The sequence below is a fragment of the Mycolicibacterium canariasense genome, assembly GCF_002101555.1.
GTDB lineage: Bacteria > Actinomycetota > Actinomycetes > Mycobacteriales > Mycobacteriaceae > Mycobacterium > Mycobacterium canariasense.
On the sequence record NZ_LQOL01000049.1, the window covers coordinates 17,197 to 32,239 of the forward strand.

General features: G+C 68.2%; 14 protein-coding genes. 5 read left to right on the forward strand and 9 right to left on the reverse strand.

Features of this window, described 5'->3' with window-relative positions; translation table 11 throughout:
• The first annotated feature begins 27 nt into the window (after positions 1-27).
• Positions 28-1,218, forward strand: a complete 1,191-nt coding sequence (locus AWB94_RS12555; protein WP_062655640.1) for an FAD-dependent monooxygenase — start codon at positions 28-30, stop codon at positions 1,216-1,218.
• A 52-nt stretch (positions 1,219-1,270) separates the two neighbouring features.
• On the opposite strand, the gene AWB94_RS12560 is transcribed toward AWB94_RS12555, so the two are convergent.
• The 3 genes from AWB94_RS12560 to AWB94_RS12570 form a co-directional block, all read right to left on the reverse strand.
• Positions 1,271-3,418, reverse strand: coding sequence for a 3-hydroxyacyl-CoA dehydrogenase NAD-binding domain-containing protein (locus tag AWB94_RS12560; RefSeq protein WP_062655641.1), 2,148 nt, complete (start codon positions 3,416-3,418; stop codon positions 1,271-1,273).
• A 12-nt stretch (positions 3,419-3,430) separates the two neighbouring features.
• Positions 3,431-4,642, reverse strand: a complete 1,212-nt coding sequence (locus tag AWB94_RS12565) for an acetyl-CoA C-acetyltransferase (RefSeq protein WP_062655642.1) — start codon at positions 4,640-4,642, stop codon at positions 3,431-3,433.
• Positions 4,643-4,772: 130 nt separating this feature from the next.
• The gene (locus tag AWB94_RS12570; RefSeq protein ID WP_062655643.1) at positions 4,773-5,882 is read right to left on the reverse strand and encodes an alkene reductase; all 1,110 of its coding nucleotides are present in this window, start codon (positions 5,880-5,882) and stop codon (positions 4,773-4,775) included.
• A 105-nt stretch (positions 5,883-5,987) separates the two neighbouring features.
• Here AWB94_RS12570 and AWB94_RS12575 point away from each other — a divergent pair, with 105 nt between their 5' ends.
• Genes AWB94_RS12575 through AWB94_RS12590 form a run of 4 tightly spaced genes read left to right on the forward strand, consistent with a single transcriptional unit; the run spans position 5,988 to position 9,396 of the window.
• The gene (locus tag AWB94_RS12575) at positions 5,988-6,410 is read left to right on the forward strand and encodes an ester cyclase (RefSeq protein WP_062655644.1); all 423 of its coding nucleotides are present in this window, start codon (positions 5,988-5,990) and stop codon (positions 6,408-6,410) included.
• A complete protein-coding gene (locus tag AWB94_RS12580) occupies positions 6,410-6,994 on the forward strand; it encodes a TetR/AcrR family transcriptional regulator (RefSeq protein WP_062655645.1) in 585 nt (194 codons plus the stop codon). Before AWB94_RS12575 ends, AWB94_RS12580 begins: the two co-directional genes overlap by 1 nt.
• Positions 6,995-7,005: 11 nt before the next feature.
• Entirely contained in the window at positions 7,006-8,178 is a 1,173-nt protein-coding gene (locus AWB94_RS12585; RefSeq protein WP_062655646.1) for a pyridoxal phosphate-dependent aminotransferase, read from the forward strand.
• Positions 8,179-8,187: 9 nt separating this feature from the next.
• Positions 8,188-9,396: a DUF6986 family protein gene (locus tag AWB94_RS12590; RefSeq protein WP_062655647.1), complete on the forward strand. Its 1,209-nt coding sequence runs from the start codon at positions 8,188-8,190 to the stop codon at positions 9,394-9,396.
• A 200-nt stretch (positions 9,397-9,596) separates the two neighbouring features.
• Here AWB94_RS12590 and AWB94_RS12595 read toward each other — a convergent pair whose 3' ends face one another.
• The 6 genes from AWB94_RS12595 to AWB94_RS12620 all read right to left on the reverse strand — a co-directional run bounded on the left by AWB94_RS12595 (position 9,597) and on the right by AWB94_RS12620 (position 14,979).
• Positions 9,597-10,319 carry an aspartate/glutamate racemase family protein gene (locus AWB94_RS12595; RefSeq protein ID WP_062655648.1) on the reverse strand — a complete coding sequence of 241 codons (723 nt, stop codon included), beginning with the start codon at positions 10,317-10,319 and terminating at the stop codon, positions 9,597-9,599.
• Positions 10,316-11,863 carry an NCS1 family nucleobase:cation symporter-1 gene (locus tag AWB94_RS12600; RefSeq protein WP_062655649.1) on the reverse strand — a complete coding sequence of 516 codons (1,548 nt, stop codon included), beginning with the start codon at positions 11,861-11,863 and terminating at the stop codon, positions 10,316-10,318. The genes AWB94_RS12595 and AWB94_RS12600 overlap by 4 nt, the downstream gene beginning before the upstream one ends.
• A gap of 76 nt (positions 11,864-11,939) precedes the next feature.
• Complete coding sequence (locus AWB94_RS12605) at positions 11,940-12,641, reverse strand: GntR family transcriptional regulator (RefSeq protein WP_062655650.1); 702 nt, start codon at positions 12,639-12,641, stop codon at positions 11,940-11,942.
• Positions 12,642-12,686: 45 nt separating this feature from the next.
• Positions 12,687-13,604 carry a TIGR03564 family F420-dependent LLM class oxidoreductase gene (locus AWB94_RS12610; protein ID WP_062655651.1) on the reverse strand — a complete coding sequence of 306 codons (918 nt, stop codon included), beginning with the start codon at positions 13,602-13,604 and terminating at the stop codon, positions 12,687-12,689.
• Between the two features lie 42 nt (positions 13,605-13,646).
• Complete coding sequence (locus AWB94_RS12615) at positions 13,647-14,087, reverse strand: SRPBCC family protein (RefSeq protein WP_062655652.1); 441 nt, start codon at positions 14,085-14,087, stop codon at positions 13,647-13,649.
• A 223-nt stretch (positions 14,088-14,310) separates the two neighbouring features.
• Complete coding sequence (locus AWB94_RS12620) at positions 14,311-14,979, reverse strand: GntR family transcriptional regulator (RefSeq protein WP_201029511.1); 669 nt, start codon at positions 14,977-14,979, stop codon at positions 14,311-14,313.
• Positions 14,980-15,043: the final 64 nt, after the last annotated feature.

A 15,043-nucleotide genomic window follows, 5' to 3' on the forward strand; every position in this document is an offset into this window, starting at 1 on the left:
TACCGATCGTTAAGTAAGGAGGCCGACATGAAGGCTCTGATCTCCGGTGCCAGCATCGCGGGCCCGGTGCTCGCCTATTGGCTGGCCCGGCAAGGCATCGACGTCACCGTGGTGGAACGCGCGCCCGCATTGCGAAAGACCGGTGGCCACGCCATCGACCTGTTCCGGCCCGCAATGGCGATCGCCGAACGCATGGGTGTGCTGCCCGAGGTCATGGCGCATGCCACCGGGACCACCCGGCTGAACCTGTACCAACCGTGGACAGCGCGGCCGACATCGGTCGACTACGTCAAACTGGTCGGCACCATGTCCGACCGGCACGTGGAGATCATGCGCGACGACCTCAGCGAGATCTTCTACACCGCCGGGCGCGATGACGCAGAGTATCTCTTCGGCGACCAGATCACGGCCATCACCGACGACGGTGACGTCGAGTTCCAGCACGGCCCGGCGCGGCACTACGACCTGATCGTCGGTGCCGACGGATTGCATTCGGGGGTACGGCAACTGGTGTTCGGCGAGGTCACCGAGCATTTCCTCGGCGGCTACCTGGCCGTCGTCTCGGTGCCGAAATCCCTTGCCGCAGACGGCGTGATGACCGGTTACTACGCGCCCGGTCGGGTCGCACTGCTCTACACCGCCGACCATCTCGGCGACGCACGGGCGGTGTTCCTCTTCCGCACGCCGCACACGCCGGCATTCCACTACGACCACCGGGACGTGCCGGCGCAGAAAACCCAACTGCGGCAAGCCTTCGCGGGCACGTCGACGGAGGTGGACACCTGGCTGGCGGAGGTCGAGCACACGCCGACCTTCTACTTCGACGCCATCACCCAACTGGAGATGCCGACGTGGTCGCGCGGTCGGGTGACCCTGGTCGGCGACGCCGGGTATTGCCCGGGGCCGGCGGTCGGCGGCAGCACCAGCCTGGCGGTGTACGGCGCCTACGTGCTGGCCGACGCGCTGGCGAAAGCCGGTGGTGATCATGTGGCGGCATTCGCCGCTTATGAACGCACCATGGCCGCACCCGTGGCGGGCGCCCGCAAGCTGGCTCGGGTCAACGCCAAGACCGTGGTGCCGGGATCCCGGCTGGGGGTACGCGCGTTGATCGGTGTGGCGCAGTTGATCACCGTGCTGCCGTTGGGGGTGACACAGTCCGTGGCCCGGCTCAACAGCAAGGGAGTCCGGCTGTACGACACCATGCCGCTGCCCGCCTGAATACGAGAATCCCCCGGAACCGCAGTGGTTCCGGGGGATTCGCGTGAGACGACTAGCTCTCCAGCGACGCCGGCGGCAGGAAACGGTCGCCGTACTTGGCGGCCAGCTCCTTGGCACGGGCCACGAAGGCCTCCTTGCCGACCCCGCCCGGTCCCTCGTAACCCACGATGAACTGGGCCGAGCCACCGGTGTACGGCGGGTAGCCGATCCCCATGATCGAGCCGATGTTCGCGTCGGCGGTCGAGGTGAGCACGCCCTCGTCGAGGCACTTCTGGGTTTCCAGCGCCTCGGCGAACAGCATGCGGTCGATGGCGTCCTGCAGCGGGATCGAGGTGCTGCCCGAGTTGAACGTCTCGCGCAGCCCCGGCCACAGGCCCACCCGCTTACCGTCGGCGTACTCGTAGAAGCCGGCGCCGGAAAGCCGTGAGGGACGGCCGATTTCGATCATCTTCTCGACAACGGCCTCGGCCGGGTGCGGCACATAGGTGCCACCCTCGTCCTCGACGCCCTTGCGCGAAGCGACGGCGATCTTGTGCATCAGCTCCAGGTTGAGCTCATCGGAGAGCTGCAGCGGCGCGGCCGGGTAGCCGGCCTGCGATCCGGCCTGCTCGATGGTGGCGGGCTCGACGCCCTCACCCAGCATGGCCAGCGCCTCGTTGACGAAGGTGCCGATGACGCGGCTGGTGAAGAACCCGCGGCTGTCGTTGACCACGATCGGCGTCTTCTTGATGGCCAGCGTGTAGTCGAACACCCGGGCCAGCGCCTCGTCGGAAGTCTTCTCGCCCTTGATGATCTCCACCAGCGGCATCTTGTCGACCGGCGAGAAGAAGTGGATACCGATGAAGTCCTCCTGGCGCTTCACACCACTGGCCAGGCCGGTGATGGGCAGCGTGGAGGTGTTCGAGCCGAGGATGGCGTTGGGCTCGACGATGTCCTCGATCTCCTGGAACACCTTGTGCTTGAGTTCCTGGCTCTCGAAGACGGCCTCGATGACGAAGTCGACGCCCTTGAGGTCGGCCGCGTCGGCGGTCGGGGTGATCTTGGCCAGCAGCGCCGCGCTCTTCTCTTCGGTGGTCTTGCCACGCTTGAGCGCCTTGGCCTCCAGCCCCTCCGAGTACGCCTTACCCTTCTGTGCGGCCTCGATGGTGACATCCTTGAGCACCACGTCGTAGCCGGCCTTGGCCGACACGTACGCGATGCCGGCGCCCATCATGCCCGCGCCCAGCACGCCGATCTTCTTGATCGGCACCGGGGCGATGCCCTCGGGGCGCGAGGCGCCGCCGTTGATTGCCTGCAGGTCCATGAAGAACGCCTGGATCATGTTCTTGGCGACCTGGCCGGTGACCAGCTGGGTGAAGTAGCGGCTCTCGATGCGCGACGCGGTGTCGAAGTCCACCTGCGCACCCTCGACCGCGGCGTCCAGGATGGCGCGCGGCGCGGGCATCGGGGCGCCCTTGAGCTGCTTCTTGAGCAGCGCCGGGAACGACGGCAGGATGGCCGCCAACGCCGGGGTGGACGGGGTGCCGCCGGGGATCTTGTAGCCCTTGACGTCCCACGGCTGTACGCCACCCTCGGGGTTGGCCTTGATCCAGGCCTTGGCGGCCGGGACCAGCTCGTCGACGCTGCCGACGAGTTCGTCGACCAGGCCGACCTCCTTGGCCTTGGCCGCGGTGAACCGGGTGCCCTGGCTGAGGATCTCCATGAAGGCCTTCTGGATGCCGAACATGCGCACGGTGCGGGCGACACCGCCGCCACCGGGCAGCAGGCCCAGGGTGACCTCGGGCAGGCCGATCTGCACACCCTTGACGTCGGCGGCGATGCGGTGGTGGGTGGCCAGCGCGATCTCCAGGCCACCACCGAGGGCGGCACCATTGATGGCCGCGACGACGGGCTTGCCGAAGGTCTCCAGGGTGCGCAGGTCGCGTTTGATGGTCTCGACCTCGTTGAACGCGTCGGCCGCGTTGTCCGGGCCGATGTTGATCATGGCCTTGAGGTCACCGCCGGCGAAGAACGTCTTCTTGGCGCTGGTGATCACCACACCGGTGATCTCCTCCTGCTCGGCGAAGAGTCGCTCGACGGCAGTGTGCATCGACTCCTTGTAGTGCTGGTTCATCACGTTGGCCGAACCGGTCGGGTCGTCCAGGGTGAGGGTGACGATGCCGTCGGCGTCCTTGTCCCAGTGAATCGTGTTCTCGGTCATGTGCTGTTCTCCCTAGACGCGCTCGATGATGGTGGCCACGCCCATGCCGCCGCCGATGCACAGCGTGACCAGGGCACGCCGGGCGCCGCGGCGCTCGAGCTCGTCGACCATGGTTCCGGTGATCATGGCGCCGGTGGCGCCCAGCGGGTGGCCCATGGCGATGGCGCCACCGTTGACGTTGAGCTTCTCGTCCGGGATCTTCAGGTCCTTCTGGAACTTCAGGACGACCGACGCGAACGCCTCGTTGAGCTCGAACAGGTCGATGTCGTCGACGGTCAGCCCGGCCCGGTCGAGCACCTTCTGGGTGGCCGGGGTGGGACCGGTGAGCATGATGACCGGGTCCGCGCCGCTGGTCGCGGTGGCCACGATGCGGGCCCGCGGGGTCAGGCCCTGGCTCTGGCCGGCCTTCTCGCTACCGATGAGCAGCAGGCCGGCGCCGTCGACGATGCCCGAGCTGTTGCCGCCGGTGTGGACGTGGTTGATCTTCTCGATCCAGTGGTACTTCTGCAGCGCCACATCGTCGAAACCGCCCATCGCGCCGATACCGTCGAACGCGGTCTTGAGCTTGCCCAGGCTCTCCACGGTGGTGCCGGGGCGCATGTGCTCGTCGTGATCCAGGATGACCAGTCCGTTCTGGTCCTTCACCGGCACCACGGACTTGGCGAAGTAGCCGCCCGACCAGGCCGCGGCGGCGCGCTCCTGCGAGCGTGCCGCGTAGGCGTCGACGTCGTCGCGGGAGAAACCCTCGATGGTGGCGATCAGGTCGGCGCCGATGCCCTGCGGGACGAAACCGAGGCGGTAGTTGGTCTCCGGGTCCGAGGCCCAGGCGCCGCCGTCGGAACCCATCGGGACGCGGCTCATGGACTCCACGCCACCGGCCAGCACCAGGTCGTCCCAGCCGGAACGGACCTTCTGGGCGGCCAGGTTCACGGCCTCCAGGCCCGACGCGCAGAACCGGTTCAGCTGGAAGCCGCCGGTGGTCTCGGGCAGCTTGGCCACCAGGCCGGCGGTACGGGCGATATCGCCGCCCTGATCGCCGACCGGGGAGACGACGCCCAGGATGACGTCGCTGATCAGGTTCTCGTCGAGATCGGGGTGCCGGCCGCGGATCTCCTCGATCAGGCCGACCACGAGGTTGACGGGCTTGACCTCGTTGAGGGCGCCGCCGCGCTGCTTGCCGCGCGGCGTGCGAATGGCCTCGTAGATGAAGGCTTCTTCGGACATGTGTAGTTCCCTTTCGGGTGGGTGACGGGATCGTCGTGGGGACGCAAGTCCACTGGTCGCGAGCCTAACAAAAGCGCAGACCAACCTGTTGGTTGGGCGTCCGCCCGACCCCCCATCACCCGCTACACGGTCAGACCGCGCGCGGTTCCTCCAGCTCAGCCAGGGTGGGATAGTCGATGTAACCTTCGGCACCCGGGGCGTAGAACGTGGCCACATCCGGCTCGTTGAGTTCGGCGCCCAGCACCAACCGGTCGATCAGATCGGGGTTGGCGAGGAACGCCCGGCCCACCGCGACGGCGCTGACCGCACCCCACTCGGCGTAGCTCTCCAGCTGGCAGAAGTCGGTGCCGGTGTTGCGCCCGGTGTTGAGCACCAGGGTGTCTGACCACAGCGCACGCAGCACGCCGAACTCCCGCGCGCTCGGCTCGATCAGCACGTGCAGGTAGGCGATGCCCAGCGGGGCGATCCGGTTCAGCAAGGCCTCGTACGCGGCCACCGTGTCGTTCTCGCGCATGTCGCCCGCGGTGTTCCCGGGCGAGATGCGCAGCCCGACCCGCCCTGCGCCGATCTCGGCGGCGACGGCCTCGACCACCTCGGCGGTCAGCCGGGCCCGGTTTTCCGGGGAGCCGCCGTACGCGTCGGTCCGCTGGTTCACCACGTCGGACGAGAATTGGTGCAGCAGATAGCCGTTGGCACCGTGGATCTCCACCCCGTCCAGGCCGGCGTCGACGGCGCGCCGCGCGGCGGCCCGGAAATCGGCGACGATGCCGGGGATCTCGTCGGTGCGCAGCGCGCGCGGCACCACCAGCTGTTGCTTGCCCGACGGCGTGTGGGTGCTCATGTCCGCGGCGATGGCCGAGGGCGCGACGGGCTCGATGCCGCCGTTGACCTCCGGGTGACCCATCCGCCCGACGTGCCACAGCTGCATGAAGATCCGGCCACCGGCGTGGTGCACGGCGTCGGCGACCTCGGCCCACTTCTCCTGATGCCGGTCGGTGTAGTTGCCGGGGGTGTTCATATAGGCGCCGTTGGCGGCCTCGGAGATCGCGGTGGCCTCGGTGATGATGACGCCCGCACCGGCACGCTGCGCGTAGTACAGCGCGGCCAGGTCCGACGGCGTGCCGTCGTCCTGCGCCCGGGACCGGGTCAGGGGTGCCATGAAAATCCGGTTCCGCGCTTCGATATCGCCGACGCGGATCGGCTTCAGCAGGGCGGCGTCGGGGGCGAGGGTGAAAGCCATGTGCTGGTAAGCGCTGTCGATCGGTGATTCATTCCGTCTTGTGCGCAGTTCCACATGAGATAGAAATCTTGACATGAGACTGCTATCTCATTTAGTTTGACCGACATGCCGCTCTCCCCCGCCGAGATGGATCACAAGCTCGACGAGCACTTCGCCTTCGAGGCCCGCGACGACCTCGAGGGGGTACTGGCCACCCTGGCCCCCGATGCCGAGCACGACGTGGTCGGCTGGCCCGCCGGGGTGGCACACGGCCGGGAAGGCGCGGGCGCGTTCTACGAGACGTTGTTCGCCGACCTGTCCGACGGCTCCATCGAGACGGTCCGCCGCCTCTACGGCGAGGACTTCGTCGTCGACGAATCCCTGTGGCGCGGCCGCGCCTCCGGTCACCCGTTCGGTCTGGACGGCCGCGGTCGGCCGCTGGAGTTCCGCCTGCTGCACGTCTTCCAGTTCGACGGCGACGGCGCGATCGCCCGGGAGAACGTCTGGATCGACATGGCCGCGCTGATCAACCAACTGCCGCAGGACTGATGGCACGGCCGAACCAGACCGCGCGCACCCGCAAGGATCTGCTCCGCGCCGCCGCCCGGCTGATGAAGCAGGGCCACAAATTCACGCTCGAGGACGTCGCCGCCGAGGCGTCGGTATCGCGGGCCACGGCCTATCGCTACTTCTCCAGTGTGGAGGCCCTGCTGGTGGAAGCCCCCGTCGACGGCGTGACACCGAGTGCGGGCGACCTGTTCGCGACGGTGTCCAGCACCGACCCCGTCGAGCGGTTGCTCGTGGTGGACGCCGCGCTCCACGACATGATCGCCGACAACGAACCCGCCCTGCGGTTGATGTTGGCCCAGACGCTGCAACGCACCGTTGCCGATGACGTGCCCGTCCGGCAGAACCGGCGCACCGCGCTGATCGAGGCCGCGTTGGCGCCGGCCCGGCACGAGTTCACCCCCACCGCGCTGGCTGCGCTGACCCGGGCCCTTGCCGTGATCATCGGCACCGAATCCATGGTGGTCACCAAAGATGTGCTGCGCCTGGACGATAGCGAGGCCAGGACGGTCAGGCATTGGGCCATCCGCGCGCTGGTGGAGTCGGCGCGGCGTTCGAACGCCTAGGCTCGGACGGCATGACGGTGTCGCGGCTTCAGCCGTATGCGGTGACGATCTTTGCCGAGATGTCCGCGCTGGCGGCGCGGATCGGCGCGGTGAACCTGGGCCAGGGTTTCCCCGACGAGGACGGGCCGGCCGGCATGCTCAAGGTGGCCCAGGACGCCATCGCCGAAGGGGTCAACCAGTACCCACCCGGCCCCGGAATCCCGGCGCTGCGGGAGGCGATCGCCCGGCAACGGGCCCGGCACTACGGCATGCAGTACGACCCCGACACCGAGGTGCTGGTGACCGTGGGGGCCACCGAGGCCATCGCCGCCGCCGTCATCGGGCTGGTGGAACCCGGCTCCGAGGTGCTGGTGCTCGAACCGTTCTACGACTCGTACTCCCCCGTCATCGCCATGGCGGGGTGCCTCCGCAAAGTGGTGCCGATGGTGCCCGACGGCCGGGGCTTCGCCCTGGATCTCGACGCGCTGCGCGCCGCCGTCGGGCCGCAGACCCGGGCGCTGATCCTCAACTCGCCGCACAACCCGACCGGGATGGTGCTCAGTGACGCCGAACTGAGCGCCATCGCCGACCTGGCGGTGTCCGCCGACCTGCTGGTGATCACCGACGAGGTGTACGAGGCGCTGGTGTACACCGACACCGACTACCTCCGGCATCTGCCGCTGGCGCGCTACCCGGGTATGGCCGAACGCACGGTGACCATCTCCAGCGCGGCCAAGATGTTCAACGTGACCGGATGGAAGATCGGATGGGCTTGCGGCCCGGCCGAACTCATCGCCGGGCTGCGGGCCGCCAAACAGTTCCTCACCTATGTCGGCGGGGCGCCGTTCCAGCCTGCGGTGGCCTACGCCCTGGACCACGAAGACGCCTGGGTGCACGAACTGCGCGACAGCCTGCACCGCAAACGGGACCGGTTGGCCGGCGCGCTGACCGATCTCGGCTTCGAGGTGCACGACAGCCATGGCACCTACTTCCTGTGCGCGGATCCGCGGCCGCTCGGTTACCACGACAGCGCCGAGTTCTGCGCCGAATTGCCGCACAAGGCGGGGGTGGCGGCCATTCCGATGTCGGCGTTCTGCGCCGACACCGACAACAGCTGGAATCACCTGGTGCGCTTCGCGTTCTGCAAGCGCGACGACACGCTGGACGAGGCGATCCGGCGATTGGACGTGCTCCGGACGCGCTGACACGCAACGATGGTCGATGTGAACGCGATCCCCGAACCGACGCTGGCCCGTATCGACGCATTACTGGCCGATATCGACGCCGACCTGGCCGCACACTATCCCGGGGACCGCCCACAACCACAGCCGGTGCACACCGTGTACATCAGCGCCGCGGACGCCTCCGCGGACACCCCGACGGTGTGGGGTGCGGCCGCCGTGGAGCTGCTGGACCGGCATGCGGCGGTGTTCGAGGAACTCGGCTCGGCCGAGGTGCTGGACCTGGTGCGCCGGCGCCTGACCGAGGCGCCGATCGCCGATCTGCGCCTGGATTTCGAGGACGGGTACGGCCGCCGCGGTGACACCGTCGAGGACGCCGACGCGCGCCGCGCCGGGCGGACACTGCGGGCGGCGGGGCTGGATTCTTGCGGGATCCGCTTCAAGGGGCTGACGCTGGCCGACCGGCCGCGCGCGGTGCGCACCCTGGAACTGGTGCTCGACGGCGGCCTGCCGGACGGATTCGTCTTCACCGTGCCCAAACTGCGTGCCGCCGAACAGGTCACCGCGACGGTGTGGGTGTGTGAAGCGCTGGAGCATGCGCACGGATTGCCCGCCGGGGCACTGCGGTTCGAATTGCAGATCGAGAGCCCGCAGGCGGTGCTCGGCGCGGACGGCACCGCGACACTGGCCCGGGCGCTGCATCTGGCCGAGGGGCGGTGCACCGGTCTGCATTACGGCACCTATGACTACAGCGCGGCATGCGGTATCACCCCGCAGCACCAGTCGCTGGAGCATCCGGTGGCCGATCACGCCAAGGCCGTCATGTTGACCGCCGCCGCCCAGACCGGGGTGTGGGTCGCCGACGGATCCACCCAGGTGAATCCGGTGGGCTCCGAAACCCAAGTGCAACAGGCGATCCGGCGACATCACCGGCTGGTCACCCGGTCCTTGGAGCGCGGCTACTACCAGGGCTGGGATATGCATCCGGGGCACCTGGTGACACGGTGGCTGGCGACGTTCAGCTTCTTCCGGTCCGCGCTGGCCGCCGCCGCGCCGCGCCTGCAGGCGTATCTGGACCGCCGCGGCGGGGCCGTGGTCGACGAGCCCGCCACCGCCGAGGCGCTGGCCGCGGTGGTGCTGCGCGGACTGGATTGCGGTGCGTTCGGGATCGCGGACGTGCTGGCGCAGGCGCCCAGCGCCGACCTGGCGACGTTGCGGGCGCTGAAGTCGCGGCGAGTGTGAGTCGTCTGCGGATATTCGGCCCAGCCGCCGCAGCGGAATCACATTCGAGTGCTGCTACGCGAACGGGTCCGGTCCCGCGAAGGTACCGAGCTGCACCGTGTGGCTGACCAGGCCGTCGCGGTCGCTCCACGAGTGGAGTCCGCCACCCCCCGGGTAGAGCACGCCGTTAGGCCGGACGTGTGGGTCCGACAACTGCGCGATCAGCACATCGAACGTTGCGTGTATTGCTTCTCCGGCGGTGCGGCGAACTCGCCGCGCGTGGACGTCTGCAGCCCCAGGGTGATCAGCGATTGCACCGTCAGCGTCGCGGCGGCCACCCCGTCGATCACGGGCACACCGAGGTCCGCCGAGATCGCGGCGCACATGTCCGCCATCCCGGCGCAGCCCAGCACGATGGCATCGGAGTCGTCGGTTTCCAGCGCTTCCCGGCAGGCCTCGGTGATGATCTTGCGGGCATCGGGATCGGTGTCGAGGTCCAGCACCGCGATCTCACAGGCATGAATACCGCGGCAGAACCGGTGCATGCCATAGTGTTCGGCCAGATCGGCGGCGCGGCCCATGGTGCGGGCCAGTGTGGTCACCACGCTGAAACCGCGGCCCAGGTGGCTGGCGGTGTGCATGGCGGCCTCGGCGATGCCGATCACCGGCCCGCGGGCCAGCTCACGGGCGGCGTCCAGGCCGGGATCCCCGAAACACGCGATGACGTAGCCGTCGACACCCTGGTCTTCACCGCGGCGGATGGCGTCCAGCAGGCCGGGCACGCTCATCGCCTCGTCGTAGTGGCTCTCGATGGACGGTGGCCCGAACTCCGATGTCACACCGGTGATCTCGGTACCCTGGCCGGCCACCGCCCGGGCGCATGCCTCGATGGTCGAGGTCATGGCCCGGGTGGTGTTCGGGTTGATCACCCAGATTCGGCTCATGCCACCGATGCTGCCACCAGCGTGTCGCGCTTCGCCAGCAGGTAGTACACGCCCAGCGCCACACCGCAACCGATGAACCAGCTGTACTGGGCCGCGGTGTGCATGCCGTAGACGCTGCCGCCGAGCAACACCGGCAGCATGGCCAGCACCGCCCCGACCACCGTGGCGATGATCGCGCACCTGTTGTAACCCTTGGTGTACCAGTACTTTCCGGACTCCTCCATGGTGAACAGATCGTCCACCACCACCTTCTGCTTGCGGACCAGGTAGAAGTCGGCCAGCAGCACCCCGAACAGCGGGCCGATGAACGCGCCCAGAGTCTCCAGCGTGTAGTGGATGACCTCCGGGTTGTTGTACAGGTTCCACGGGGTGATCAGCACCGAACCGACCGCGGCGATCATGCCGCCGGCACGCCAGCTGATGCGCTGCGGGCTGACGTTGGAGAAGTCGAACGCCGGCGAGATGAAGTTGGCGACGATGTTGATACCGATGGTGGCGATGGTGAACGTCAACGCGCCCAGCACGATCGCGAAGGTGCTGTCGATCCTGGCCACCGTGGTCACCGGGTCGGTGATCAGCTCGCCGAACACCGGCAGCGTCAGCGACGCCGTCACCACCACCAGCACCGAGAACACCAGGAAGTTCACCGGCAGACCCAGGAAGTTCCCCTTCTTGACCGCCGCGAACGTCTTGCCGTAGCGGGAGAAGTCGCCGAAGTTGAGCATCGGCCCGGAGAAGTAGGACACCACCAGCGCGATCGCGCCGAGCATCACCGGGACCGACGACCATCCGGTGTACGTGACGTCACCGAGGTTGAGATCGATTGCACCCCAACCGGCTTTGAAGATCAGGTAGCCGCACAGGATGAACATCACGACGTACACGGCCGGGCCGCAGAAGTCGATGAACTTGCGGATGGACTCCATACCGCGCCAGAACACACACGCCTGAAGCACCCACAGCAGCAGGAAGCTGCCCCAGCCCAGCAGCGACAGCCCGGCGAACCCGTAGTCGTCCACCTTGGCGTACGGCGCCAGCGCCGGGAAGAGCTTCACCAACACGATGTCCAGTGCGGCCGAGGCCAGGAAGGTCTGGATGCCGTACCAGGCCACCGCGATCAGGCCGCGGATGATGGCCGGGATGTTGGCGCCCAGGACGCCGAACACGGTGCGACAGATGACCGGATACGGCACACCGGCCAACTGGCTGGGTTTGGCCACCAGATTGCACAGGAAGTACACGATGCTGATACCCACCAGCAGCGCGACCAGCACCTGCCAGCTGGCCAGGCCGAGCGCGAACAGGCTGCCCGCGGTGACGTAGCCACCCACACTGTGCACATCGGACATCCAGAACGCGAAGATGTTGTAGGAGCCCCAGGTCTGCTTGCGCAGGGGGGCCAGGTCTTCATTGGTCAGCCGCGGGTCGTATCCGGGCTTGATCTCACCACCGCCGACCGGGTGACCGGCCGCTTCCACGATGTCACCGGCGCCGACCACGGCGCCGGGGGGCAGGTCGTCCTTGGGGATGACGGTATCGGTCATAGTCGGTGACGCTAGAAACCAGGTGTTTCCCTGGCGTTTCACAACGACTATGGATTGATTGCGAAGAAAATATATCTCAGGCCAGGAGCCCGGTGTCGGTGGGCAGCGTCGCGATCACGGCGTTGAGCCGCGCCGCGTGCTCCTCGGAGGTTGCCAGCAGCCGTTCGGTATCCCCGGCCAGGAAGGCCGTCAGCATGGCGCCGTGATCGGCGTGCAACTGCGCGCGGTCCTCGCGCCCGACGTGCACCATGGACTGCACGGGTTCGGTGACATTCCATGCCGCTTCGAGCATGTGCAGCAGCCGGTGCATACGCGAGGGCCTGGTCAGCGCCGCATGGAAGGCGCGGCTGCCGCGGTGGTAGGCCACCCCGTCGTCGTCCCGAACCGCCTGTTCCATGACGTCGTTGGCGGCGATCACCGCGGCCCGATCGGCGTCGGTGGCGTTGGCGACGGCCGCCGCCAGCGAGGCCGACTCCAGCGTCTCCCGCACGATGTACATCTCGCGCAGCTCCTGGGCGGTCAGCAGCGCGACGGCGTAGCCGGCGTTGTGCCGTTGTCCCACCAGCCCCTCACCGACCAGGGTCTTCAACGCCTCCCGCACCGGTATCTGGCTGACACCGAACACCTCGGCCACCTCGGCCAGCGGGATCGGCGTCCCGGGTGGGACACCGCCGTCGAGGATGGCCCGACGCAATTCCCCCAGCACGGCCTGCTGTGAGGAGCCCGCCCGGTCGGCCACCAGATGGTCGAGCAGCGCCGATCGCCGTTGAGGCCGCATGAGCGCAGGGTAGGACACCGGTGTTGCGGCCCTGTTTCCTGCCGCTTACAGCGCGGCCGCCACCTCCCAGATCGGCTCCAGCACCGCGATACGGGTCCGGGCCAGCGGGCTCAGCACGATGTCGGTGGCCCCGGCGTCGCGGTAACGCTGCAACTGACGAGTCACCTGGGCCGCGGTGCCCACGGCGGCCAGTTCGACGACCGAATCGACACCCTCGCGTTCGATGACCTTCGCATACGACGGGATGGCGCCGTAGAACTCCAGGACCTCGGCGGCGGCAGCCCGTCCCTGCTGGACGTCGTCGGTCACCAGCACCGGCACCGCGGCGATCACCTTGGGTGCCGGCCGGCCGGCGTCGGCGGCGGCCGCCGAGATCGTCGGCACGATGAACTCCTCGAGCGTGCGCGGGCCGGCCAGGTAGGGCAGCGTGCCGTCGGCCAGCTCGCCGGTGACGCGTAAGGCCTTGGGCCCCATGGCCGCAACGTAGATCGGCAGCGGCGCACCGCCCGCCACCGCGACCGGCCATTCCGGCGCCGCGGTGAACTGGTCGCCGTGGAAGTCGACGGTGCCGGTATCCAGGATGGACCGCAGCACCTGCAGGTGCTCACGCAGCCGCCCCACGGTGTTCGACCAGGCGGTCCCGAAGGCCACCTGCTCGGGCGCGTGCGCGCCGAGCCCGAGCCCGAGGCTGAAGTTGCCGCCGGTGGCCGCCTGCGCGGTCTGCGCCTGCGCGGCGACGATCAGCGGGTGGCGCGGGTTGATGGGCACCACGAACGTGCCGACGCCCAGTCCCGGCACGGCGGCCCCGACATAGCCGGCCAGCGAGATGGCGTCATGGTCGAACTGCTGGGCGATCCACAACTGCCGGATGCCCGCGTCGTAGGCGCGGCGGGCCTGGTCGATGGCGGCGGCCACGTGGTTGAGGGCGGTACGGTCGGGATCGAGCACAACTCCGGTCGGCATACTGGTCACAACCGGCCGCCGACCGCGGAGATTCCGTTCGGCTCAGGCTGAGTACTTATCCGTCACCTGCTGGCGCAAGCCGTCCACGGCGGTGTCGAGCACGATCTTCTTGGCGCGCCGCATGATGAACTCCGGGATCGGCGCGGCGATGTCGATGATGATGTCGAAGCGGACCCGGGTGCGGTCGCCCTCGCGGGTGAGGTTGTATTCACCATGCTGGCCGCGCTGGGTGAGGGTATCCGAGGCGTCCCAGACCACCCAGTTCTCACCCCAGTGGTATTCGAGCAGCTCCTTGTCGGTGAAGCCCATGATCTTGAGCGTTGCCCGCACGTGGTGCGGGCGTCCGTCCGGGTGCCGGTCGACCACTTCGGTTTCCCGATGCAGCGACGACCACGACGGGACCGCGTCGATATCGGCGATAGCGTCCAGTATCTCCTCGGGAAGGGCGTCGAAGACGACTTCCCGGGTTGCCCTGACGGCCATATCGGCAAATCTAATTCGCGATTCGGCCTCCTGCAGCGCTTCCGAGGGCTAATTTTGTCCGAAACGTAGGCGAATCGTCACCGGGCGATCCGGTCGGTCGGCATCGTGCTTACGGTGGCGCGCCGGCCGGTTGTACGCCGTCGGAGGGAGATCCGCGACAGGCGCCCGGCCGACGCGTCCGCAACAGCGCGGCCCAGGCCGGCCGATCACTTTGCTGCCAGCGTCAGCCGACGAGCAGACCGTGCCGTTTGAGCACCTGCACGGACTCCTGCCGGTCCCGCTCGATATGGGCGTAGGCGACGCTCTCGGCGAGCCGCTCGTTGCCGGTCTCGATGGCGGTGACGATATCGGCGTGGTCCTGATGGGCCGCCACGTTGTCGAGGTCGGAGGTCATGTAGAACAGCCACATCATCCGGCCTGCCAGCGATCGCATCATCGAGCGCATCAGCTCGTTGCCGGTGAGATCCGCGATCACCTCGTGGAATTCGGTGCTCTGCTCGGCGACCAGGTAGACGTCGCGGGTCTGCAGCCCCTGGGTCGCGTCGTCGAGGGCGCGATGCAGCCGGTCGGTGGACGCGCCGGCCGCCACCTGGCGGGCCGCGTACCGGGCCGCACCGACCTCCAGACACAGCCGCAGGTCGAACAGTTCGTGCACCGTCTGCACCGTCCACGAGTTCACCACGGCACTGCGCCTGGGCAGGGTCCGCACGAATCCGTCGGATTCCAGCCGCGGGACCGCCTCCCGCAGTGGGACCCGGCTGATGTTGAACTCGGCGGCCAGCCGCTGTTCGGCCAGCCGCGCGCCCTGCGGATAGGTGCCCCGGATGATGCCCTCCCGCAACGAGTCGTAGATCATCTTCGAGGACAACGACCGGGGGGCTTCGGTTTTCACGCTCGGCATTGTCTCTCCCGTCTTGATCTCTCCCGTCCTGACTGTCGCTCGACGCTACCCGTCG